At 67.3% G+C, this 22,664-nt stretch carries 20 protein-coding genes; 9 read left to right on the forward strand and 11 right to left on the reverse strand.

Annotated features, from left to right (window positions below):
- Positions 1–63 precede the first annotated feature (63 nt).
- The 8 genes from JTE92_RS22990 (at position 64) to JTE92_RS23025 (ending at position 8,970) form a co-directional block, all read left to right on the forward strand.
- Positions 64–1,617 carry an efflux transporter outer membrane subunit gene (locus JTE92_RS22990; RefSeq protein ID WP_063238046.1) on the forward strand — a complete coding sequence of 518 codons (1,554 nt, stop codon included), beginning with the start codon at positions 64–66 and terminating at the stop codon, positions 1,615–1,617.
- A 44-nt stretch (positions 1,618–1,661) separates the two neighbouring features.
- Positions 1,662–2,930 (forward strand): HlyD family secretion protein, encoded by a 1,269-nt coding sequence (locus JTE92_RS22995; RefSeq protein ID WP_063238047.1) that lies wholly within the window; start codon positions 1,662–1,664, stop codon positions 2,928–2,930.
- A 2-nt stretch (positions 2,931–2,932) separates the two neighbouring features.
- Positions 2,933–4,543, forward strand: a complete 1,611-nt coding sequence (locus JTE92_RS23000) for a DHA2 family efflux MFS transporter permease subunit (RefSeq protein WP_063238048.1) — start codon at positions 2,933–2,935, stop codon at positions 4,541–4,543.
- Between the two features lie 172 nt (positions 4,544–4,715).
- A complete protein-coding gene (locus JTE92_RS23005; RefSeq protein ID WP_063238049.1) occupies positions 4,716–5,504 on the forward strand; it encodes an IclR family transcriptional regulator in 789 nt (262 codons plus the stop codon).
- 19 nt (positions 5,505–5,523) lie between these two features.
- Positions 5,524–6,240, forward strand: coding sequence for a dipeptidase PepE (pepE, locus tag JTE92_RS23010; RefSeq protein WP_063238050.1), 717 nt, complete (start codon positions 5,524–5,526; stop codon positions 6,238–6,240).
- A gap of 42 nt (positions 6,241–6,282) precedes the next feature.
- A complete protein-coding gene (locus JTE92_RS23015; RefSeq protein ID WP_063238051.1) occupies positions 6,283–7,206 on the forward strand; it encodes a DUF1177 domain-containing protein in 924 nt (307 codons plus the stop codon).
- Positions 7,203–7,910, forward strand: a complete 708-nt coding sequence (locus tag JTE92_RS23020) for an AroM family protein (protein WP_063238052.1) — start codon at positions 7,203–7,205, stop codon at positions 7,908–7,910. The genes JTE92_RS23015 and JTE92_RS23020 overlap by 4 nt, the downstream gene beginning before the upstream one ends.
- Before the next feature lie 67 nt (positions 7,911–7,977).
- Positions 7,978–8,970, forward strand: a complete 993-nt coding sequence (locus tag JTE92_RS23025; protein ID WP_063238053.1) for a Bug family tripartite tricarboxylate transporter substrate binding protein — start codon at positions 7,978–7,980, stop codon at positions 8,968–8,970.
- Positions 8,971–8,996: 26 nt separating this feature from the next.
- Here JTE92_RS23025 and truB read toward each other — a convergent pair whose 3' ends face one another.
- The 8 genes from truB to JTE92_RS23065 form a co-directional block, all read right to left on the reverse strand.
- Complete coding sequence (gene truB / locus JTE92_RS23030) at positions 8,997–9,962, reverse strand: tRNA pseudouridine(55) synthase TruB (RefSeq protein WP_063238054.1); 966 nt, start codon at positions 9,960–9,962, stop codon at positions 8,997–8,999.
- A gap of 86 nt (positions 9,963–10,048) precedes the next feature.
- Positions 10,049–10,417, reverse strand: coding sequence for a 30S ribosome-binding factor RbfA (rbfA, locus tag JTE92_RS23035; RefSeq protein WP_063238055.1), 369 nt, complete (start codon positions 10,415–10,417; stop codon positions 10,049–10,051).
- A 59-nt stretch (positions 10,418–10,476) separates the two neighbouring features.
- Positions 10,477–13,368: a translation initiation factor IF-2 gene (gene infB / locus JTE92_RS23040; RefSeq protein WP_063238056.1), complete on the reverse strand. Its 2,892-nt coding sequence runs from the start codon at positions 13,366–13,368 to the stop codon at positions 10,477–10,479.
- A gap of 89 nt (positions 13,369–13,457) precedes the next feature.
- Entirely contained in the window at positions 13,458–14,933 is a 1,476-nt protein-coding gene (nusA, locus tag JTE92_RS23045) for a transcription termination factor NusA (protein ID WP_029046199.1), read from the reverse strand.
- Positions 14,930–15,418 carry a ribosome maturation factor RimP gene (rimP, locus tag JTE92_RS23050; protein ID WP_029046198.1) on the reverse strand — a complete coding sequence of 163 codons (489 nt, stop codon included), beginning with the start codon at positions 15,416–15,418 and terminating at the stop codon, positions 14,930–14,932. The genes nusA and rimP overlap by 4 nt, the downstream gene beginning before the upstream one ends.
- Before the next feature lie 301 nt (positions 15,419–15,719).
- The gene (gene rluB / locus JTE92_RS23055) at positions 15,720–17,615 is read right to left on the reverse strand and encodes a 23S rRNA pseudouridine(2605) synthase RluB (protein WP_063238057.1); all 1,896 of its coding nucleotides are present in this window, start codon (positions 17,613–17,615) and stop codon (positions 15,720–15,722) included.
- A gap of 5 nt (positions 17,616–17,620) precedes the next feature.
- Positions 17,621–18,502 (reverse strand): SMC-Scp complex subunit ScpB, encoded by an 882-nt coding sequence (scpB, locus tag JTE92_RS23060; RefSeq protein ID WP_063238058.1) that lies wholly within the window; start codon positions 18,500–18,502, stop codon positions 17,621–17,623.
- Between the two features lie 557 nt (positions 18,503–19,059).
- On the reverse strand, positions 19,060–19,818 hold the full coding sequence (locus JTE92_RS23065) for a sulfite exporter TauE/SafE family protein (RefSeq protein WP_063238059.1): 759 nt from the start codon (positions 19,816–19,818) through the stop codon (positions 19,060–19,062).
- A 77-nt stretch (positions 19,819–19,895) separates the two neighbouring features.
- On the opposite strand from JTE92_RS23065, the gene fnr reads away from it, so the two are divergent.
- Entirely contained in the window at positions 19,896–20,621 is a 726-nt protein-coding gene (fnr, locus tag JTE92_RS23070) for a fumarate/nitrate reduction transcriptional regulator Fnr (protein WP_063238060.1), read from the forward strand.
- A gap of 60 nt (positions 20,622–20,681) precedes the next feature.
- Here the strand turns inward: fnr and JTE92_RS23075 are convergent, their stop codons facing one another.
- Genes JTE92_RS23075 through ccoG form a run of 3 tightly spaced genes read right to left on the reverse strand, consistent with a single transcriptional unit; the run spans position 20,682 to position 22,641 of the window.
- The gene (locus JTE92_RS23075; RefSeq protein WP_063238061.1) at positions 20,682–20,927 is read right to left on the reverse strand and encodes a hypothetical protein; all 246 of its coding nucleotides are present in this window, start codon (positions 20,925–20,927) and stop codon (positions 20,682–20,684) included.
- Positions 20,924–21,133: a FixH family protein gene (locus JTE92_RS23080; RefSeq protein WP_063238092.1), complete on the reverse strand. Its 210-nt coding sequence runs from the start codon at positions 21,131–21,133 to the stop codon at positions 20,924–20,926. Before JTE92_RS23080 ends, JTE92_RS23075 begins: the two co-directional genes overlap by 4 nt.
- A gap of 35 nt (positions 21,134–21,168) precedes the next feature.
- Positions 21,169–22,641: a cytochrome c oxidase accessory protein CcoG gene (gene ccoG, locus JTE92_RS23085; protein ID WP_063238062.1), complete on the reverse strand. Its 1,473-nt coding sequence runs from the start codon at positions 22,639–22,641 to the stop codon at positions 21,169–21,171.
- Positions 22,642–22,664 lie beyond the last annotated feature (23 nt).

A 22,664-nucleotide genomic window follows, 5' to 3' on the forward strand; every position in this document is an offset into this window, starting at 1 on the left:
CCGGCACGCCGGATACCCCGTACCACCCGTCACAAAGCATGGCTCCGGACACGGAGCGACACCATGAAACAAGCCCTCTCTTCACCAGCCCCCCTGCCGGCGCGCCCGCTCGAGCTGGCACGCCGCGCGGGCACGCTGGCATTGACCGCCGTGGCCGCGGCGGTTCTGGCCGGCTGCGCCGCATTCGGCAACTCGCACAGTACCCAGACCCTGGCCGACCCGGTCACGATGGCCAGCTCGCAAACCCTGCCCGGCGAACACGGCCAGTGGCCCACGCAGGACTGGGTAGACCAGTTCAAGGACCCGCAACTGAGCGCGCTGGTCGACGAAGCCGTCAAGGACAATCCCAGCCTGCAGGCGGCCTTTGCCCGCGTGGAAGCCTCGCGCGCCATGGCCGAGGCCACGCGCAGCGCACTCTACCCGCACCTGGAATTCGAAGGCAGCCTGATCCGTGAGCGCTTCTCCAGCAATGACCTGTTCAAGGGCACGCCGCTGGCCGGCTCGTGGCAGAACCAGTCGCGCCTGCAGGTGGGCCTGTCCTACGACTTCGACTTCTGGGGCAGGAACCGCGACGCGCTCGAAGCCGCGCTGTCGGACGACCGTGCCGCCGAGGCGGAAAGCCAGGCCTCGCGCCTGATCCTGGCGACCTCGATCGCGCGCAACTACGCCCGCCTGGCCGCGCTGTATGCCCAGCGCGACGTCGCCGAGCGCGCCATCGCGCAGCGCCGCGACCTGACCGAGCTGTCGCGCCAGCGGCTGGCCGCGGGCCTGGACACGCAGGTCGAGACCACGCAGGCTCGCGGCACCGTGGCCGCATCGCAGACCGACCTGCAGCGCGTGGACGAAGAGATCGCGCTGGCCCGCAACCAGCTCGCCGCGCTGCTGGGCAAGGGGCCGGACCGCGGCCTGCAGATCCAGCCTCCGGTGCTGCTGGCGCAGGCCACACCCACCCTGCCCGACGACCTGACCATCGGCCTGCTGGGCCGCCGCCCCGACCTGGTGGCGGCGCGCTGGCGCGTCGAAGCGGCGTCCAAGGACATCAACGTCGCCAAGAAGGAATTCCTGCCCGATGTCAGCCTGACAGCCTTTGCCGGCCTGGCCGCGCTGGACCCGTCGAACCTGCTGATGGGTATCAGCCGCACCTTCGGCATCGGCCCGACCATCCGCCTGCCGATCTTCGAGGGCGGCAGGCTACGCGCCAACCTGAAGGGCAAGTACGCCGGCTACGACATCGCCGTGGCCAACTATAACCAGGCGCTGGTCGATGCGCTGCGCGAAACCGCCGACACCATGACCAGCATCCGCAGCGTCGACAAGCAGATCCAGACCCAGCGCGAAGCCCTGGACCTGGCCGAGCACGCCTACGCGCTGGCGACCACGCGCTACAAGGCAGGCCTGGGCACGCAGCTGACCGTGCTGAATGCGGAAAGCAACGTGCTGCAGCAGCGCCGGCTTGCAACCGACCTGCAGGCACGCCGGCTTGACTTGCAGATGGGCCTGATGAAGGCGCTCGGCGGCGGCTACCAGGAGCCCGCCGAAGAAGAGAGCCACGCAGGCCACGGCCAGACCGGCACCGCGCAGCAACAGGACAAGACCCAGGCGGGCGCCCGCGGCTGATCCGCGCACCCAGTGATTGCAGACCAGATTCAGCAGAGAACATCATGAGCAATAACCAGCAAGCGGCCGGCACCAGCAATCCCCAGCAAGTCCCGGCCACCGACAACAACGGCAAGCGCAAGCGCATGCTGCTGTCGCTGACCGCGGCGATCGTCGTCGCCGGCATCGGCTACGGCGTGTACTGGGGCCTGTATGCCCGCCATTTCGAAACCACCGACGATGCCTACGTCGCCGGCAATGTGGTGCAGGTGACCCCGCTGGTCGGCGGCACCGTGGTGTCGATCGCCGCCGACGACACGCAGCTCGTCACCGCCGGCCAGCCGCTGATCCAGCTTGACCGGGCCGATACCCAGGTGACGATGGAACAGGCCGAGGCGCAACTGGCGCAGGCCGTGCGCGAGGTGCGCACGCTGTACGTCAACAACGGTTCGCTCGCCGCCAACGTGGCGCTGCGCGAAGCCGATGTCGCCAAGGCGCGCGAAGACCTGCGCCGCCGCCAGGCCATCGCCGGCTCGGGCGCGGTCTCCAATGAAGAGATCGCGCACGCGCAGGCCGCGCTCAAGGCCGCGGAATCGGCACTGCTGGCCGCGCGCGAGCAGCTCGCGTCGAACAAGGCGCTGACCGACCAGACCACGGTGGAGAAGCACCCCAACGTGCAGCGCGCCGCCGCCAACCTGCGCTCGGCCTACCTGTCGTTCGCACGTTCGACGCTGCCGGCGCCGGTGACCGGCTACGTGGCCAAGCGCTCGGTGCAGGTGGGCCAGCGCGTGGCCGCGGGCGCGCCGCTGATGGCGGTGGTGCCGCTGGACCAGGTCTGGGTCGACGCCAACTTCAAGGAAGTGCAGATCACCCATATGCGCATCGGCCAGGCGGTGACGCTGGAGGCCGACGTGTACGGCTCCAGGGTGGAGTACAAGGGCAAGGTCGCGGGCTTCTCGGCCGGTACCGGCTCGGCCTTCTCGCTGCTGCCGGCACAGAACGCCACCGGCAACTGGATCAAGGTGGTGCAGCGCCTGCCGGTGCGTATCGCGCTGGATCCGCAGCAGCTCAAGGACCACCCGCTGCGCGTGGGCCTGTCGATGACCGTGAAGGTCGACGTGCGCCGCGAGGAAGGCGCCGCCATGGCCAATGCCGCGCCGGCCAGGCCGATGCAGACCGATGTCTATGACAAGGTAGCGCAGGACGCCGACCAGCTGATCGCGCAGATCATCACCGCCAACAACGGCGGCCGCGCCGCCGGCCTGCCGTTTGCCAACGGAGGCAACACCGCCAACGCGGCCAGCGCCGCCAACGCCAAGCCTGCCCGCACCTGACCATGGCCAACTCCGTCACCGCCGCGCAGTCCGGCGCCGGCACGCCGGCGCGGCCTGCCACGCCGCTGGCGCCGCAGCAGCCGCAGCCGCTGACCGGCGGCAAGCTGGTGATCGGCACCATCGCGCTGTCGCTGGCCACGTTCATGAACGTGCTCGACTCATCGATCGCCAACGTGTCGATCCCGGCGATCTCGGGCGACCTCGGCGTGGCGCCCAACCAGGGCACCTGGGTCATCACCTCGTTCGCGGTGGCCAATGCGATCTCCGTGCCGCTGACCGGCTGGCTGACCACGCGCTTCGGCGCGGTGCGGCTGTTCATCACGTCGATCCTGCTGTTCGTGCTGGCGTCGTGGCTGTGCGGCGTCGCGCCCAACCTGGAAACGCTGCTGGCGGCCCGGGTGCTGCAAGGCGCGGTGGCGGGGCCGATGATTCCGCTGTCGCAGTCGCTGCTGCTGTCGAGCTATCCGCCCGCCAAGAGCACCATGGCGCTGGCGCTGTGGGGCATGACCACGCTGGTGGCGCCCATCATGGGCCCGCTGCTGGGCGGCTGGATCTCCGACAACATGACGTGGCCGTGGATCTTCTATATCAACGTGCCGGTGGGCATCATCACCGCCTACGCCACCTGGGCCATCTACAAGGACCGCGAGACGCCGACCAAGGTGCTGCCGATCGACCGCATCGGCCTGGCGCTGCTGGTGATCTGGGTGGGGTCGATGCAGTTGATGCTCGACAAGGGCAAGGAGCTGGACTGGTTCCACTCCACCGAGATCGTGGTGCTGACGCTGGTCGCCATTGTCGGCTTCCTGTTCTTCCTGGCGTGGGAGAGCTATGAGAAGCATCCGATCGTCGACATCAGCCTGTTCAAGGGCCGCAACTTCAGCTCGGGGGTGATCGCCATCTCGGTGGCCTACGGGTTGTTCTTCGGCAACCTGGTGATCCTGCCGCTGTGGCTGCAGACCATCGTCGGCTATACCGCGACGGATGCCGGCATCGTGATGGCGCCGGTGGGGATCTTCGCGATCCTGCTGTCGCCGGTGATCGGGCGCAACCTGCCGAAGATGGATGCGCGCTGGGTCGCAACGGCCGCGTTCATCACCTTCGGCATCGTCAGCCTGATGCGTTCGGGCTTCACCACGCAGGTCGATACCTGGACGCTGATGGTGCCGACGCTGATCCAGGGCGCGGCGATGGCGATGTTCTTCATCCCGCTGACGTCGATCATCCTGTCGGGACAGCCGGCCGAGAAGATCCCGGCGGCATCGGGCCTGTCGAACTTCGTGCGGATCACCTTCGGCGGCATCGGCGCCTCGATCTCGACCACGGTATGGGAGAACCGCACGGCCCTGCACCATGCGCAGCTGGTCGAGCAGGTGAACCCGTACAACCCGGCCTACCATGAACAGCTCAACCACCTGATGCAGATGGGCATGAGCCAGGCGCAGGCGGTGGGTGTGATCGAGCGCAGCATCACCCAGCAGGCCGCCATGCTGGGCGCCAACGATATCTTCTGGATCTCCGGGATGCTGTTCTTCGTGCTAATCGGCTTTGTCTGGCTGACGCGGCCAGCCAGGCGCGGGGGCGGTTCGGCGGATGCAATGGCGGCGCACTGAGGCACACGCCTGCTGATGGACTAAGGGACGCTTGCGAGCGTCCTTTTTTTGTCTTCTCGCCGGTCCCTCTTGTATTCCGGTCCCGGCCGTCCTATGATTTCCAAACCGATTTACGGAACCATGGTTCCAAAAAACGGAACCAAATGAAAAATCAGAAAGGCGGAGCGACGGTGTGAGCATTCTCGAAGGCGTGGAAAGCGTGCTGGCCATGTTCGAACAGGGCCGGCACGAGGTCACGTTCAACGACGTCATTGACGAACTCGGCCTGGCCAGGAGCTCGGCTTCGCGGCTGCTGGCGCAGATGGTGCGCTACCGGCTGCTGGAGCTGCAGCCGTCGACGCGGCGCTACCGCCCGGGGACGCTGCTGATCCGCGCCGCCCAGGCGGCGACGCAGGCACATCCGTTCGACGAGCAATGCCGGGCCATCCTGGCCGCGCTGTCGGACTCCACCGGCTTCACTGCCTACCTGTCGATGCTGGACGGCACCGACACCGTGGTCCTGCAGCGCCTGAACGGCAGCAACCCGGTGCAAGTGCTGTCGCCGCCGGGCGCGCGCCGGCCGGCCTTCACCACCGCGATGGGTCGCGTCCTGCTCTCGCGCCTGCCCGAAGCCGAATTCCGAGCACGTTATGGCACCTCCGGCGCGCGCGAGCTGCCCGAGGCGCCGGCCGGCTGCCCCACTACCGTGGCCGAGCTGGCCGAGCGCGTGGCAAGCGCCAGCCGCGAGCGCAGCGCGATCGCGGTGAATGAAGGCATGCCGGGCATCGGCGCGGTGGCCACCACGCTGGCCGATCCGCTTTCCGGCGATGTGCGCGGCCTGTGCCTGTCTTTCACCGCGATGCAGGTCAGCCAGGCCCAGGCCCAGGCGCTGCGCGAAACACTGGTGCAGGCGGTGGCGCCGGTCGGGCAGCGCATCGGCGATCCGCTCTGGCTCCATCCCGGCGACACCACCGGTCAATAGCAATCCTGCCGCCTATTCCATGGAACTCCTGTTACTGAGCAATTCCACCAGCGACGCGGGCTACCTCGTCCATGCCCACGACGCGCTCCGCGAACTGGCCGCCGGCCGCACCCGTGCCTGCTTCCTCCCGTTCGCCGGCGTCACGCGCGACTGGGACACCTACGAAGCGCTGGTGCGCGACGCACTGGCCCCGGCCGGCATCGAAGCGCACTCGCCGCACCGGCTGTCCGATGCCGACTGCGTGCGGGCGGTCGAAGCGGCCGAGCTGATCGTCATCGGCGGCGGCAACACCTTCCGCCTGCTGCAATGCCTGCGCGAGCGCGGCCTGCTGCCCGTCATCGCGCGCCAGGTGGCTGCGGATGCGGCGCGCTATATCGGCTGGAGCGCCGGCACCAATGTCGCCTGCCCGACCATCCGCACCACCAACGACATGCCGGTCGCCGACCCCGGCGGCCTCGATGCGCTCGCGCTGGTGCCCTTCCAGATCAACCCGCACTACTTCAACCTGGTGGTGCCGGGCTTCCGCGGCGAAACGCGCGACCAGCGGCTGGCCGAGTTCACGGTGCTGCAGCCGCGGATGCCGGTGCTGGGCCTGCCCGAAGGCAACTGGGTGCGCGTATCGGGCGATCGCATGGAGATGGGCGGCGCGCATGGCGCGCGCTGGTTCCTTGGCCAGAAGATCGCAGACGTCGCCCCCGGCGCATTGTCCGTGCCGGCCGGCGCCGCTGCCATCTGACCCATCGCAATACAGGAAAGCTAGCAAGGAACCCAAAGCAACATGTCCATCAAGCAGGTGATTGAATCGATCGAGCTGCTGTCCGCAGCCAACATCGACGGCGCAACCGTTGCCACCTTGCTGCGCGCACGCGGCATCCGCGACGTCACGGTGACGCGCGTGGAAGAGAACGGCCTTTACACCGACTTCCTCGCCTGCACCCTGCCCGGCCGCAATCCCGATGCGCCCGCGCTGGGCGTGGTCGGCCGCCTCGGCGGCGTGGGCGCGCGTCCGGCCGTGACCGGCCTGGTATCCGATGCCGACGGCGCCATCGTCGCGGTCGCCACCGCGCTGAAGCTGGCCGACATGGCCGCCGGCGGCGACGTGCTGGCCGGCCCGGTCCGCATCCACACGCATATCTGCCCGCACGCCGCCACGCGGCCGCACCAGCCGGTGCCGATGATGAAGTCGCCCTTCGCCATGCGCACGATGATGTCGCACGAGGTCCATCCGCACATGGCGGCGATCCTGTCGGTCGACACCACGCGCGGCAACCGCTTCGTCAACCGACGCGGCGTCGCGCTGACGCCGGTGGCCAGGCAGGGCTGGCTGCTGCGGCTGCCCGAGCGCATGCTGGACCTGATCGGCTGGGTCAGCGGCGAGCTGCCGGTGGTGCTGCCGCTGACCACGCAGGACCTCACGCCCTACGAGAACGGGCTGTGGCACGTCAATTCGATCATGCAGCCGGCCATCGTCACCGACGCGCCGGTGGTCGGCGTCGCGCTGACCGCGCAGACCACGGTGCCGGGCTGCGCGACCGGCGTGACCAATGCCCATGATCTGGACGTGGCCACGCGCTTCTGCATCGAGGTCGCGAAGCTGTTCGGCCAGGGCCAGTGCGCCTTCTACGACGTGGACGAGTGGGCCGAACTGCAGCGGCGCTATGGGTCGCTGAAGCACTTGCAAACCGCTGGGGTGGCGGCATGACCGCCACGGCCGAACGGCTGCCGCGCGTGGCCTTCGTGACCATCGGCCAGGCGCCGCGGACCGACGTGGTGCCGCAGATGCTGGCCGACCTGGGATTGCCGGTGGCGGCGCAAGAATTCGGCATCCTCGACGACCTCGACGCGGACGCAATCGCCGCACTCGCCCCCGCCGATGGCGAATACCGCTTTGCCAGCCGCCTGCGCGACGGCTCGCAGGCGGTGATGGGCAAGCCGGTGGCCGAGGCCATGCTCGCGCGGCTGATGGCATCGCTCGACGATGGCCGCTTCGACGCGTTGGTACCGCTGTGCACGGGCACCGCGCTGCCGCCGATGCGCACGCTGGTGATCGAGCCACAGCAGGTGGTGGACCACCTGACCGTCGCGCTCGCCCGGGGATGCAAGCGGCTCGGCATCGTGCTGCCCCTCGAAGGCCAGGTCGGCAGTTTTCACCTGATCGAGCCGGTGTCCTGCGAACTGCGCGTCACGCATGCCTCGCCTTATGCAGACACTGCCACCGGCCGCTTTGCGCAGGCCGGCGAGACGCTGCGCGGCTGCGACCTGGTGGTGATGCACTGCATGGGCTACACCGAGGCAATGCGGGCCGAAGTCGCGCGCCATGCCGGCGCGCCGGTGCTGCTCTCGAACCGGATGGTAGCCAGGCTGCTCGGCCAGGTACTGGAAGGCCGCAGTGGAAACGGTCTGTGATGTTGCTTACGGGTAAGGGCAAGCCCGCTGACAGATTGCCTGTGACACAGCTGGAGTGGAAGTAACGATGGAAAAGGTGGCGAAGTGGATGGGGCCGCTGCTGCGCGGCATGGTGTGCATGAGCCTGGGCGCGGTAGCGGCCACCGGCGCGCATGCGCAGGAATGGAAGCCGTCGAAGCCGGTGCGGTTGCTGGTCGGCTTCGCGCCGGGCGGTTCGGCCGACCTGCTGGCGCGGCTGGTGCAGGGACCGTTGTCGGAGAGTCTCGGCGTGCCGGTGGTGGTGGAAAACGTCCCGGGCGCGGGCGGCAACATCGCCGCCGACAAGCTGGCCAAGGCGCCGGCGGATGGCTACACCATCGGCATGGGCGCGGCCGGTGCGATGGCGGTGACGCATGTGCTCAACCCGAAGGGCACGCCGTACAAGGCGGATGACTTTACGCCGATCGCCATGCTGGCGACGCAGCCCAACGTGGTGATCATCAACCCGGCGCTGCCGGTCGGGTCGATGGCCGATTTCACCGCGTACGTGAAAAAGACGCCGCAGGTCACCTACGGCACCGCCGGCGTCGGCACTTCCAACCACCTGATCGCCGAGACCATGCTGCACCGCCTCGGCGTCGACATGGTCCACGCGCCGTACAAGGGCGCCACGCCGGTGATCACCGACCTGATGGGCGGTCATATCGCCATGACCGTCGACAATATCACCACCGCGGCACAGCTGGCCAAGTCCGGCAAGGTCCGCGCCATCGCCGTCACCGGCAGCAAGCGCTCACCGCTGCTGCCCGACGTGCCGACGCTGGCCGAGAGCGGCCTGAAGGATTTCAATATGCCGACCTGGCAAGGAATCTTCGGCCCGAAGGACCTGCCCAGGCCGATCGTGGCCCGCTACAACCAGGCACTGGTGAAGGCGCTGGCGAATCCGGAAGTGAAGAAGAAAATGGCGGAGTTCGGCTCCGAGCCGGTGGGCGACACGCCCGAGCATTTCGCCGGGTTCCTGGCGCAGGACCGCAAGATGTGGGCCGAAGTGATCAAGACAGCGAAAGTCACGCTCGACTGATCCGCGCTACCGGCGAGGAGCGGCGCTTACAGCCTGACCAGCCGCTCCGGCCGCAATGCCCCCTCGCGCATGCGCGCGACGCCAAGCAGGCGCGCCGGCTCGCCGGCATAGACGCGCGCCAGCACGCCTTCCGCGATCTCGGTGCCATCGGGCAGGTCCCGGTGCGCAATGCGCTGCCCCTGCAGGAAGCGCGCAGCGGCAGCTTCGTCCAGCGTCACGGGCGGACTCTTCTGCAGCAACGCGTCGACCGGGGCCAGCATGCCCGGCCGCGCGGCATCGTCCTGTTGCTCGATCTGCTCGAGCGTCACCGCGCCGTCCAGCGTCAGGTCGCCCACGGCGATGCGGCGCAGCCCGGTCAGGTGGGCGCCGCAGCCCAGCGCCTCGCCGATATCCTCGGCCAGCGTGCGGATGTAGGTGCCCTTGCTGCAGGTCACGCGCATGGTGAACGCGGCAGTGGTGAACGACGGGGGCAGCGCGCAATCCAGCAGTTCGATCGCGTGAATAGTGACGCGGCGCGCGGCGCGCTCGACCGTCTGCCCGGCGCGCGCGTATTCATACAGCGGGCGGCCATCCTTCTTCAGCGCCGAATGCATCGGCGGCACCTGATCGATCTCGCCGGTAAAGCGCGCCAGCGCCTGCTCGACCGCGGCGCGGTCGCAGGTCACCTCGCGGACATCGAGCAATTCGCCCTCGGCATCGCCGGTACTGGAGCGCGCACCCAGCCGCACTACCGCGTCATAGGTCTTGTCCGCTTCCAGCAGGTCCTGCGAGAACTTGGTGGCCTCGCCAAAGCACAGCGGCAGCAAGCCGGTGGCCAGCGGGTCGAGCGTGCCGGTATGGCCGGCCTTGTTGGCGCGCAGCAGGCGCTTGGCGCGCACCAGCGCATCGTTGGACGACAGGCCCAGCGGCTTGTCGAGCAGCAACACACCATGGACGTCGCGGCGCGGCAGGCGCGGCGGACGCTGCGGACGGGCGGCGTTGGAATCGGTCATCGGAGAAAAACAGGAGCGACGCTGATGCGGCGCGGCGTGCGGCCCTGGGGGTCGCGTTGCCCATGCCTGGCGGCACGGGCACCGGCTCAGTCGTCTTTCGAACGCGTGGCGTTCGCTTCGTTGATCAGCTTGGACATCTCGATCGCGTGTTCGACCGAGGTGTCGTGCAGGAAACGCAGCGTCGGCACGGTATGGATGTGCAGGCGCTTGTACAGCAGCGAGTGCAGGAAGCCGGCCTTCTCGTTGAGGATGGCTTCGACCGTTGCCGGCTCGGCACCCAGCACCGTGAAGTGCACCTTGGCGTGGGCATAGTCCGGCGTCAGCGTGACCGACTGCAGCGTGACCAGGCCCAGGCGCGGGTCGCGCAGCTCGCGCTGGATCATCTCGGCCAGGTCCTTCTGGATCTGGTCGGAGATGCGGAGGTTGCGGGAGGAGATATTGCCTTTCTTGGCCATTCAATACTGTTCTGCTGAGATGACAACGGCAGACCGAGGCCTGCCGTTGCTTGCGACGCTTACAGCGTACGCGCCACCTCGGTGATTTCGTACACCTCGAGCTGGTCGCCTTCCTGAACATCGTTGAAGTTCTTGATCGACAGACCGCACTCGAAGCCTTGCTTCACTTCCTTGACGTCGTCCTTGAAGCGCTTCAGCGAATCGAGCTCGCCGCTGAAGATGACCACGTTGTTGCGCAGCACGCGCACCAGCGAGGAGCGCTTGACCACGCCGTCGGTGACCATACAACCGGCCACCGCGCCGACCTTCGGCACGCGGAAGACCTGGCGCACCTCGACCGTGCCGGTCGTGGTCTCGCGCTTCTCCGGCGCCAGCATGCCCGACATCGCCGCCTTGATCTCGTCTACCGCATCGTAAATGATGTTGTAGTAGCGGATATCGATGCCGTTGTGCTCGGCCAGCTTGCGCGCACCGGCGTCGGCACGCACGTTGAAGCCGATGATGACCGCCTTCGAGGCCGTCGCCAGGTTGACGTCGGACTCCGAGATGCCACCCACGCCGCCGTGCACGATCTGCACGCGCACTTCGGCGGTCGACAGCTTCTGCAGCGATTGCACCAGCGCTTCCTGCGAACCCTGCACGTCGGCCTTGACGATCAGCGGCAGCGTCTGCACTTCGCCTTCCGCCATCTGCTCGAGCATGTTCTCCAGCTTGGCGGCCTGTTGCTTGGCCAGCTTCACGTCGCGGAACTTGCCCTGGCGGAACAGCGCGATTTCGCGCGCCTTGCGCTCGTCCGGCAGCACCAGCACTTCCTCGCCGGCGGCAGGCACTTCCGACAGACCCTGGATTTCCACCGGGATCGACGGGCCGGCTTCCTTGGTCGGCTTGCCGTTCTCGTCCAGCATGGCACGCACGCGGCCGTAGGCGCTGCCGGCCAGGACCACGTCGCCACGCTTGAGCGTGCCGCTGCTGACCAGGATGGTAGCGATCGGGCCCTTGCCCTTGTCGAGCTGGGCTTCCACCACCAGGCCCTTGGCCGGGGCGTCGACCGGCGCCTTCAGCTCCAGCACTTCGGCCTGCAGCGAAACCTGCTCCAGCAGGTCTTCGATGCCCGTGCCGGCCTTGGCCGACACCGGCACGAACGGCGAATCGCCGCCGTACTCTTCCGGCACCACCTGCTCGGCCACCAGTTCCTGCTTGACGCGGTCCGGGTTGGCTTCGGGCTTGTCGATCTTGTTGATCGCCACCACGATGGGCACGCCGGCAGCCTTGGCGTGCGCGATCGCTTCCTTGGTCTGCGGCATCACACCGTCGTCGGCCGCGACCACCAGGATCACGATGTCGGTCGCCTTGGCACCACGGGCACGCATGGCCGTGAAGGCCTCGTGACCCGGGGTGTCCAGGAAGGTGATCACGCCGCGGTCGGTTTCCACGTGGTAGGCACCGATGTGCTGCGTAATGCCGCCGGCTTCGCCCGCGGCGACCTTGGTGCGGCGGATGTAGTCCAGCAGCGAGGTCTTGCCGTGGTCGACGTGGCCCATCACGGTCACGACCGGCGGACGCGGCAGCTGTTCGGCGTCGGTGTGTTCTTCACCGTCGACCACCAGCAGCGCTTCCGGATCGTCCAGCTTGGCGGCGAACGCCTTGTGGCCCATTTCTTCCACCACGATCATGGCGGTTTCCTGGTCCAGCACCTGGTTGATCGTCACCATCTGGCCGAGCTTCATCATCTGCTTGATGACCTCGGATGCCTTCACCGCCATCTTGTGGGCGAGATCGGCCACCGAGATGGTCTCGGGCACGTGCACTTCGCGCACCACCGGCTCGGTCGGCGCCTGGAAGCCGCTGCGGCTGTCGTCATGTTGCTGCTGCCTGCCGCCGCGGCCACGCGGGCCACCGCGCCAGCCGCCCGTGCCACCCGACGAATCGCCGCGCGTCTTCAGGCCACCGCCCTTCTTGCGGCTGCCTTCGTCCTGCCAGCCGGCCTTGACGACCTTACCCTTCTTGTCGGCCGTGGTGGCGGTGGTCGTGGCCGCCGGCTTCTTGTCGCCCGGCTTGGCTTCGGCCGCGGTGGCCGAAGCCGGCTTGACCGGCTTGTGCAGCGTGCCGGTCTGCTCGGCCTTCTTTTCCTCGGCCTTGCGCTCGGACGGCGCCTTCAGCACGCGGGCCGGCGCGTTCAGCATCTGCTGGATCGCACGGGCTTCGGCTTCGGCGGCCTCGCGGCGCTTGCGCGCGGCGATCTCCTGTTCGGCGCGGGCCTTGTCGGCGGCAGCCTTGGCTTCGTCCGCTGCCTTCTGCGCCTCGGCGCGTTCGGCGGCGACGCGGGCCTTCTCGTCCTCGGCCTTCTTGCGCGAGGAGTCCTCGGCGGCCTCGGTCACGGCGCGCGACGCGGCAACCTCTTCCTCCGCCTTCTTGGCGGCGAGCTCGGCCTGGCGGCGCTGTTCCGCTTCCAGGGCTTCCTGGCGGGCGCGGCGCTCGGCTTCCTCGCGCTCGGCGGCCTCGCGGGCGGCCTTGGCTTCGGCTTCCTGGCGCGCCAGCTGCTCGGCCTGGCGGCGTTCTTCCTCGTCGCGGCGTGCCTGTTCGGCAGCCTCGGCCGCGGCCGCCGCATGCGCTTCGGCGGCGTCCGCCGGGGCTTCAGGCTGGGCTTCGTCGCGCTTGATCAGCACGCGCTTCTTGCGCACCTCAACCTGGACGGTGCGAGTCTTGCCGGTGGCATCCGACTGGCGGATCTCCGAGGTCTCGCGCTTGGTCAGCGTAATCTTCTTGCGGGCGCTGTCATCGGCCTGGCCGTGCGAGCGCTTCAGATAGTCCAGCAGCCTGGTCTTATCCGATTCCGTGATGATGTCTTCTGGCGCAGCTTTGCCCACCCCAGCCGCCTGCAATTGTTCCAGCAGGGCAGCTGCGCTGCGACTCAGTTCTGCGGCCAGTTGGGCAACTGTTGTGCTTGCCATTCAAACCCTTTCAATGCTTGGTGTCTTCGTCGGGACAATCGTATGCGGAAAGCGCGTCCGGGCTGGTGTCGGCAGCCCGGGCGTGTCCCTCAGTTGAACCAATGTTCCCGTGCTTTCATGATCAGCGCCTTGGCTTCTTCCTCGGTGACGCCCGTCATCTCGACCAGTTCGTCGACGGCCAGTTCGGCCAGGTCGTCACGCGTGTGGATATCACCTTCGGCCAATTTGCCGATCAGTTCCGGGTTCAGGCCGTCGAGCGAGCGCAGATCCTGCGACACCTCTTCCACCTTTTCTTCCCGGGCCAGTTCCATCGTCAGGAGCGCATCACGCGCGCGGTTGCGCAGCTCGTTGACGGTGTCTTCGTCAAAGGCCTCGATCTCCATCATTTCACTGATGGGGACATAGGCCACTTCTTCCAGCGTGGAGAAGCCTTCCTCGATCAGGATGTCTGCCACTTCCTCATCCACGTCCAGCTTGGACATGAACAGCTTGCGCACGACATCGCTCTCTTCGGCCTGCTTCTGCGCCGATTCTTCCTGCGTCATGATGTTGATCTGCCAGCCGGTCAGCTCGGACGCCAGGCGTACGTTCTGGCCACTGCGGCCGATGGCGACGGCGAGGTTTTCCTCGTCGACCACCACGTCCATGCTGTGCTTCTCTTCATCGACCACGATCGACTGCACTTGCGCAGGTGCCAGCGCGCCGATCACAAACTGCGCCGGGTCTTCCGACCACAGCACGATATCCACGGCCTCGCCGCCGATCTCGTTGCGCACCGCGGTCACGCGCGTACCGCGCACGCCCACGCAGGTGCCGATCGGGTCGATGCGCTTGTCGTGCGCCACCACCGCGATCTTCGCACGCACGCCCGGATCGCGGGCGGCGGCCTTGATTTCCAGCAGACCCTGTTCCATTTCCGGCACTTCGTTTTCGAAGAGCTTGATCAGGAACTCAGGGGCAGTGCGCGACAGCTCGATCTGCGGGCCGCGCGCGGCGCGGTCCACGTTCAGGATATAGGCACGCACACGGTCGCCGGTGCGCAGGTTTTCCTTCGGGATGATCTGGTCGCGGGCCAGCAGCGCTTCCACGCGGCCGGATTCCACGATCAGGCCCTTCTTGTCCGCGCGCTTGACCGTGCCGGTCATGATCTTCTCGCCGCGATCGAGGTAGTCGTTCAGGATCTGCTCGCGCTCGGCGTCGCGGATGCGCTGCAGGATCACCTGCTTGGCCGCCTGCGCGCCGATACGGCCGAACTCGACCGACTCGATCTGCTGCTCGATGTAGTCGCCAAGCTCAAGGCTGGGGTTCTCATCGCGGGCTTCGAACAGCAGGATCTGCTTGTCCGGCTCCTGCAGGCCCTGTTCATCGGGAACGACCAGCCAGCGGCGGAAGGTTTCATGCTCGCCCGACTCGCGATCGATCGCGACCCGGATATCCACGTCTTCTTCGAAACGCTTCTTGGTGGCCGAGGCGAGCGCCGCCTCCAGGGCACCGAATACCACATCCTTGTCGACGTTCTTCTCACGCGCAAGCGCATCGACGAGCAACAGAACTTCGCGGCTCATTGCTTGTTCCCTTTTCTTTGATTTCCTTTGAAGTCGAATACCGGCACCAGGCGTGCCTTGTCGACATCGGATACGGCAAATTCCAGCAGTGCCGGGCCATCCTTGCCCTCGAACTCCAGGCCGACCTTCTCCGCGCCCGCCTCGCCGGCCGGTTCGCGCAGGATGCCCGTGAAGTTCTTCTGCCCGTTGACCGGCAGGCGCAGCGTCACGCGCGCCTCGGCGCCGGCAAAGCGGACGTAGTCGGCCAGCTTCTTCAGCGGCCGGTCCAGTCCGGGCGACGAGACCTCGAGGCGTTCGTAGTCGACATTCTCGACCGTGAACACGTGGGTGAGCTGGCGGCTCACCTTTTCACAATCCTCGATGGCGATGCCGGTTTCAGGCTGATCGATATAGACACGCAACAATCCGGCCGGGGCACGCTCGAGCTCAACCAGCTCATATCCCATGCCGTTAAGGGTGGTTTCGATCAAATCTGCCAGATGCACTGTTATCCCGAGTAATGGCCATCAACACCGTGGCAGGCAAACCCGCCGCGGCCGTCCGGGACGACCCTGCTGCAGTGCTGCCTGTCCGCCATCCCGCCCGCGCCGGGGCGCGGGACCGAATTCGGGCGAACCAAAAAAAAATGGGCGCAATGCCCATCATTCGCCCACCCTCGGCGAGGATGGCTTTTTGAATAGACTTGAATTATACGCGGATTATGTCGAAAAGGCAAAAGCCAGACATATTCGCAGATGACATGCCGCGCTGGCGGGTCTTCACCCCGCCATGCGCGGCATCAGGCACTCAGCGATTGCCGCCGCGGTTGCCCCCGCGACCACCTCCGCGATTGTTGCCACCGCCACCTCCAGCGCCGCCGCGCGGGGTGCGGTTTCCGCCCGGCTTCGCCGCCTTCGGCATGACATTTCCGTTCGGCTCGCCGCCGCCACGACGCTGCTGCGGCTTGCCTTGCCCGCCCAGCCCGGCGCCACCACGCGCCTGGCGCGCGCCGGTGCCGCGGCCACCGCCCAGGTTGGCCGCGTGCGAGGTCAGCAGCGTGGGACCGTGGCTGATGTAGCCCATCGACGTCTTCATCGGATCCGGCTGGCCGCCGCGGCTGCCGCCCCGTGCACCGCCTTGCTCGTAGCGCGGCAACCCATCCATGCCGGTGTGCATCGGCATGCCGGCAATTGCTGCTTCGGTGCGCTGCTTGCGCCCGCCGACCTTGGTCGCGCCCTTGCCGGACTGCTCGCCCTTGCCCGGCACCTTCAGGCCGACCGCGGTCATCAGCGCCTTGACGTCATTGGGCTCGACCTCCTGCCAGCGGCCGCGCTTGAGGCCGCGCGGCAGCAGGAACTGGCCGTAGCGCGTGCGGATCAGGCGCGACACGGTCAGGCCGACCGCCTCGAACATGCGCCGCACTTCGCGGTTGCGGCCTTCGGTCAGCGCCACGTGGTACCACTGGTTGACGCCCTCGCCGCCGCCATCCGCGATGCGCAGGAAGTTGGCCTCGCCATCGTCCAGCTTGATGCCGTGCAGCAGGCGCTGGCGGTCGGCTTCGGCCAGCTCGCCCAGCGTGCGCACCGCGTATTCACGCTCGACGCCGTAGCGCGGATGCATGAAGCGGTTGGCGATATCGCCCGAGGTGGTGAAGATCAGCAGGCCTTCGGTATTGAAGTCCAGCCGGCCAACGGCGACCCACTTGCCGGTCTTGATGCGCGGCAGGCTGTCGAACACGGTCGGACGGCCTTCGGGGTCCGACTGGCTGACGATTTCGCCGGCCGGCTTGTGGTACAGCAGCACGCGCGGCGGCTTGGTCGAGACCTTGCGGTGGATCAGCTTGCCGTTGACGCGCACCTGGTCGGCCGGCAGGATGCGCTGGCCGATATGCGCCGGCAGGCCGTTGACCGAGACCCGGCCCTGCAGGATCAGCTCTTCCATTTCGCGGCGCGAGCCCAGGCCGCCTTCGGCCAGCACCTTGTGCAGCTTCGGCGCATCATCCTCGGCCGACAGTTCGCGCACCGGCTTCGCCTTGGTGCGCGGGATGACGGTGTCTTCCTTGTCGTACTGCTCGGAAATCACGAAACGGAACAGGTCCTCGCTGCTGGACGCGGCCTTGTCGGCACCGCCCTGGCCCGGGCCCTTGCGCTGGCCCTGCGGCTTGGCACCGTCCTTGCGGCGGCCCTGCTGCTGCCGGCCGGCAGCGCCCTGCCCTTCGGCCGGCGCGGCGGACTTGCCGCCACGCGGGTTCGGCTTGCGCTTGCGGCCCGCCTGCTCGCCCTTGTCCGCCTTCTCGGCTCGATCGGTTCGCTCGGCTTTCTCGACCCTTTCAGCCCGTTCAGCCTTGTGCGTCTTGTCGACCGGAGCCTGCACCGCCTGGCCGCCATCGCCCGGAGCCGGCTTGCGCTTGCCGCGGCCACGCTGGCCTCCACGCCCTCCGGCCGCTGCCGGCGCCGCGGCCGCTTCCGCGACCTCGCCGGGCGTACCGGCCTCGGCGCCTTCGGCGCGCCCGGCATCGCGATCCTGCGCCGCCTGGCGACGCGACGCCACCAGGTTCCTCAGCCCGCGGCGCAGCCCCTTGCGGCGGGGCGCGGCTTCGCTGCCCGATCCGGGTTCTGCGGCGCCGGAGTCGGCGGGTGCGCCCGCATGGCGGGCGTCTTGCTCAACGGAATCAGACAAGGTATTCACTATCGGCTGTTGCATGTTGTTCAGTTCGGCACGCGCTCGTCGTGCTCGCTCGGGTGCGGCGAGACGCCGCCTTCCGGCAGTTCGCCCCGCGCCCCGTCCGGATCGGAATCGGCAGGATCGGCCGGTTCGGTTGATTCGCCTTCTGCGCCCGGTTCTTCCGCCCCATGCTGGTGCTGCTGCAGGTCGAATCCGTTGGCGATTTCGCCGTCTGGGGATGCCTGGCCGGCGTCCGCGGCGTCGGGCTCGCCGGCGGCGGATGCGTCGCCCCCCTCCCCGGCGGGCTGTGCCGGCTCGGCAAACGCCTCTTCATCGGCACTGCCGGGCTTGCTTGCCGCCAGCGCCTCGAAATCGATGGCCTGCTGGTCCAGCAGCGTTGCCTGCGCCTGCGCCTGAGCATCCTCCAGCGGCGGCAGCTCGTCCAGCGTGCGCAGCCCGAGGTCGTCCAGGAAGGCCTTGGTGGTGGCATACAGGGCCGGCCGGCCCGGCACGTCGCGGTGGCCGATGACCTCGATCCAGCTGCGGTCTTCCAGCTTCTTGATGACTTCCGTGCTGACCGTCACGCCGCGGATTTCCTCGATATCGCCGCGCGTCACCGGCTGGCGATAAGCGATGATCGCCAGCGTCTCCATCACGGCGCGCGAGTACTTCGGCGGCTTTTCCGGATTCAGGCGGTCGAGGTATTCGCGCATCTCGGGGCGGCTCTGGAAGCGCCAGCCGCTGGCCAGCGACACCAGTTCCACGCCGCGCGGGCGCCAGTCCTGGCGCAGTTCCTCCAGCAGCACGCGGACGGTGTCCGCGCCGACGTCGTCGGCGAACAGCCGTCGCAGATCATTGACGCGCAAAGGCTCCTGCGCGCAGATCAGCGCCGTCTCGAGGACGATCTTCGCCTCTTGGGTATTCATGTTGATGGTGTGCAGCCTGTCTTTGCACCTGCTCCCGGACGGATCCGGGGCACCGGAGATTTTGGATACAGCGATGCCAATGTCATCGCCATCTCATCGCGCAGCTCACCCGGATACCTGCTGCATCCAAGCCGTGCACTTCCCATTCTTTTGCATCGAGTTGCCGGGTCACTCCGGCAGGAGATCGTTCGCACGCCGCCATGGGCCGGTCAGCGAACCTCTTGCGTGTCGCGTCCGCACAACGGACGTCGCTGTCGGCGAACTGAACGCCTCGGACGCAAGAAAAACGGGTATCGGGAGCAAGGCCGGCATCTCCAACACCGCAGTGCCAGCCGGGCTTTTGAACCAGATCTTTTGAACCGGATGGACCGTGCGGCGGGCCGGGCATCGAACTACCACGCTTCCCGCCGCCGTGGGCGCACCTTCTGGCAGGAAGGCCGCTGGCGCTGCTCGCCGCTGCTTACAAAACACCGCGCGATACCGCAATGCTGGCGATTGTATGGCATTCCCGCCCTTGCCCGCAACCACCATCCGCGGCGCCGAGCACCCCATGCGCCTCAAAAGACCAGGCAGAAACCCTGCTCGGCCAGCGAATGTGGCAGCAACACCGCGCGCGCCAGGCCAAGGCCCCCGAACGCCATGACCGCCACGCCCGCCCCCACGCGGACCGCGCGCCGCCGCGACAGGCTGCGCAGGTAGCCGGACAGTCCCGACAACACCAGCAGGTTGGGCAGCGTGCCGACGCCGAACACGCCCATCACCAGCGCCCCGGAACCGGCATTGCCGGCGAGCAGCGCCAGCGTCAGCGCCCCGTAGACCATGCCGCACGGCACCAGCCCCCAGGCCAGGCCAACGCCGTAGCGCCTCGCAAGCCCCCCATGGGCACGCACGAACGTAGGCATGCCACCACCGATCCGGCCGAGCTGCCGCGCCAGGCCGCTGCCCGCGCGGGCCGCCAGCCGCTCAAGCCACGCCACGGTAAAGGCATTGCCGCGCAGAAGGCGCCAGCCCGACCACAACAGCATGGCACTGCCGGCGCCGAACAGCCAGCGCTGCACCGGCAGGTAATCCTGCCGCCACGCGCCGGCGCCGATCGCACCCAGCAGCGCGCCGAGCAGCATGTAGGTCGAAATCCGGCCCAGGTGCATTGCCAGCAACTCGCCGGCCCAGGCAGTCCGGCTGCGCACAAAGGCCACGGCCACGGCGCCGCCACGTTGCTGCTCGACCGCCAGCGCGATGCCGCCACACATTGCTGCGCAGTGCACGCCGCCCAGCAATGCCAGCATGAAAACGCTAATTAGCACCCCAAATGGCAAATCTGACTCCCTGCCTCATCACATCGCACGGTAAAATGGCGAGGTCGCGCCCTCGCATCCACTCTTGCAGGTTCCAATTGCTCACCTCCATTCCAATCACCGAGATGTCGCCCCGTTGCTCTACATGCGCGATGGGGCAACTGTGCCTTCCGGTTGGCATGTCCCAGCAGGACCTCACCAAGATGGACACCCTGGTGCAGGAACGCATCCGGGTCCATAAGGGTGAGACCTTGTACCGCATGGGCGACCCCCTCACGGCGGTTTATGCCGTTCGCTTCGGCACGCTGAAGACGCATGTCACGACCGAAGACGGCCGTTCACAGATTACCGGTTTCCACCTGCCTGGCGAAATCGTCGGCCTCGACGGCCTCGGCGAGATGCAGCACGCCTCGGACGCAACCGCGCTGGAAGATACCGAAGTCTGCGTAGTCCGCCTTGGCGACCTGCAGACGCTGTCTGCAGACCTGCCTTCGCTGCAGCATCAGTTCCTGCGGCTGATGGGCAAGGAAATCACGCACGACCAGATGATGCTGGTGACACTCGGCTCGATGCGCGCCGAAGAGCGCCTGGCCGCGTTCCTGATCAACCTGTCCGAGCGCCTGTCGGCGCGCGGCTACTCGTCGACCGAATTCGTGATGCGCATGAGCCGCGAGGAAATCGGCAGCTACCTGGGCCTGAAACTGGAAACCGTCAGCCGCCTGTTCTCGCGTTTCGCCGAAGCCGGCCTGATCCAGATTCGCCAGCGCCATGTCAAGCTGGTGGATCTCGCCGGCATCAAGCAGCTCTACAGCCGCAGCTGCTGACCCTTCCCACCACCCCGCCGTTTTGCGCTTGCGCCGCGCGAGACGGCGCAAGCATGCCATTCACTCCAACTCGTCGGTATCGCTGAGCCGCGTCGGCATCGTGTACAGCGTCAACCCGCTGGACAGCGCGCAGAAGACCCACGCCAGCAGGAAGCTCACCGTATAGATCGATTCGCGCGACGCCTCGATCGGATGCCCGAAGAACTTCAGGTCACCGGGATCCACGACGGAGAACACCGTCGCGGTGGCGAAGCCGGCCATCAGGAACCCCGGCCACAAGACCCACATCAGCCAGCGCAACCTCATGGCTGCCTCGCTGCGCTCGGCCGAGGCCGAGCCGCCTCGGCCTTCTCGACCACCAGTCCATGGCGCGTTGCACCCTGCACCGGCACGTCAGGTTGCGACGACGCCAGCCAGATCGTGACGCCGCACGCCACCATCGCGACCAGCGGGCCGCTCATCAACAGCCACGGCCACGGCTCTTTCCACCACGGATTGCCTTGCTGATTCATCATGCCCCCTTGAATTCTGTACCGAGCGCCTGACGTCACAGGTCGCGCGGCACGATAAAGCTGGTGCTTTGCCGGATCTCGGCGTTGCCCCGCCCAGTTCCTTCGCTGGTCACCGTCACGCTGATCTTGTGCGTGCCCTGCGCCGCGTCTTCGATCGGCACGCGTATGCGGATCGGCAACAGCCGGTTAGACGTCGGCGCCAGCGACTCGGCCTGCTTGTCGTATTCGACGGTCAGGTTCTTCAGCTCGTCGCTGTCGGCTCGCACGCTGATATGCATCGGCCCTTCGGTCGTGTTGATCAGCTGCAGGCGATAGACGTTCTCGATCCAGCGGCCTTCGACTTCCCGGCCCAGCGCGCCACGGTCGCGGATGATGTCCACCTTCAGCGGCGTGCGCAGCGCGATCGAAACCACAAAGCCGGCAAGCAGCGCGCCCCAGATCACGGAATAGATGATGACACGCGGGCGCAGCAGGCGCTTGCGCGACGCAGCCGCCGACAGCGCCTTGCGCATGGCATTTTCCGAGGTGTACCGGATCAGGCCGCGCGGATAGGACATCTTGTCCATCACCTGGTTGCAGGCGTCGATGCACGCGCCGCAGCCGATGCATTCATACTGCAGGCCATCGCGGATGTCGATGCCGGTCGGGCATACCTGTACGCAGATGCTGCAGTTGACGCAATCGCCCAGGCCCGCCTGGTGATGGTCGGTCTTGCGCGAACGGCTGCCGCGCGGCTCGCCCCGGCCGATGTCGTAGGTCACGACGTAGGTGTCACGGTCGACCATCACGCCCTGGAAACGCGCATACGGGCACATGTACTTGCACACCTGCTCGCGCATGAAGCCCGCGTTGCCCCAGGTGGCGAACGCATAGAACAGCATCCAGAACGTCTGCCACGGGCCCAGCGACAGGCTCGCCAGCTCGCCACCCAGCTCACGGATCGGCGCGAAGTAGCCGATGAAGGTGAAGCCGGTCCACAGCGCGATCAGTACCCACAGGAAGTGCTTGGTGGCCTTGATACGCAGTTTGCGCAGGCTCCAGGGGTCGCCGTCAAGACGGATGCGGGCGATCCGGTCGCCTTCGATCCGCCGCTCGATCCACATGAAGATCTCGGTATAGACCGTCTGTGGACAGGCGTAACCGCAGAACAGCCGCCCGGCGATCGCCGTGAACAGGAACAGCGCCAGCGCCGAAATGACCAGCAGCACGGCAAGATAGATGACATCCTGCGGCCACAAGACCAGCCCGAAGATGTAGAACTTGCGTTCGCCAAGGTCGAACAGCACGGCCTGGCGTCCGTTCCACTGGAGCCAGGGCGTGCCGTAGTAGATCAGCTGCGTGAAGAGGACCAGCCAGACGCGCCAGCTGGAGAAAGCGCCCGTAACGGAGCGCGGATAGATCTTGCGGCGGACCTCGTACAGCGTTTCATCCGAGGTCTCGGCAGGCGCAGCGGCCGACCGCTGGCGGTCGGCCGCCCGGGCCACTTCTTCGGTCCCGGGTGCGTTCATGGATGGTTTCTCCTGCGGGCGGC

This window comes from Cupriavidus oxalaticus (genome assembly GCF_016894385.1).
In the GTDB taxonomy this organism is placed as follows: Bacteria; Pseudomonadota; Gammaproteobacteria; order Burkholderiales; family Burkholderiaceae; genus Cupriavidus; species Cupriavidus oxalaticus.

Excerpts from the sequence above, each read along its gene's own strand:
- nusA (WP_029046199.1), bottom strand. The coding sequence starts at position 14,933 with ATGAGCCGCGAAGTTCTGTTGCTCGTCGATGCGCTTGCGCGTGAGAAG.
- JTE92_RS22990 (WP_063238046.1), top strand. The coding sequence starts at position 64 with ATGAAACAAGCCCTCTCTTCACCAGCCCCCCTGCCGGCGCGCCCGCTC.
- ccoG (WP_063238062.1), bottom strand. The coding sequence starts at position 22,641 with ATGAACGCACCCGGGACCGAAGAAGTGGCCCGGGCGGCCGACCGCCAG.
- pepE (WP_063238050.1), top strand. The coding sequence starts at position 5,524 with ATGGAACTCCTGTTACTGAGCAATTCCACCAGCGACGCGGGCTACCTC.
- truB (WP_063238054.1), bottom strand. The coding sequence starts at position 9,962 with ATGACCGATTCCAACGCCGCCCGTCCGCAGCGTCCGCCGCGCCTGCCG.
- JTE92_RS23020 (WP_063238052.1), top strand. The coding sequence starts at position 7,203 with ATGACCGCCACGGCCGAACGGCTGCCGCGCGTGGCCTTCGTGACCATC.
- JTE92_RS23000 (WP_063238048.1), top strand. The coding sequence starts at position 2,933 with ATGGCCAACTCCGTCACCGCCGCGCAGTCCGGCGCCGGCACGCCGGCG.
- JTE92_RS23080 (WP_063238092.1), bottom strand. The coding sequence starts at position 21,133 with ATGAATCAGCAAGGCAATCCGTGGTGGAAAGAGCCGTGGCCGTGGCTG.
- rbfA (WP_063238055.1), bottom strand. The coding sequence starts at position 10,417 with ATGGCCAAGAAAGGCAATATCTCCTCCCGCAACCTCCGCATCTCCGAC.
- JTE92_RS22995 (WP_063238047.1), top strand. The coding sequence starts at position 1,662 with ATGAGCAATAACCAGCAAGCGGCCGGCACCAGCAATCCCCAGCAAGTC.
- rluB (WP_063238057.1), bottom strand. The coding sequence starts at position 17,615 with ATGCAACAGCCGATAGTGAATACCTTGTCTGATTCCGTTGAGCAAGAC.
- scpB (WP_063238058.1), bottom strand. The coding sequence starts at position 18,502 with ATGAATACCCAAGAGGCGAAGATCGTCCTCGAGACGGCGCTGATCTGC.
- JTE92_RS23015 (WP_063238051.1), top strand. The coding sequence starts at position 6,283 with ATGTCCATCAAGCAGGTGATTGAATCGATCGAGCTGCTGTCCGCAGCC.
- JTE92_RS23025 (WP_063238053.1), top strand. The coding sequence starts at position 7,978 with ATGGAAAAGGTGGCGAAGTGGATGGGGCCGCTGCTGCGCGGCATGGTG.
- JTE92_RS23075 (WP_063238061.1), bottom strand. The coding sequence starts at position 20,927 with ATGAGGTTGCGCTGGCTGATGTGGGTCTTGTGGCCGGGGTTCCTGATG.
- infB (WP_063238056.1), bottom strand. The coding sequence starts at position 13,368 with ATGGCAAGCACAACAGTTGCCCAACTGGCCGCAGAACTGAGTCGCAGC.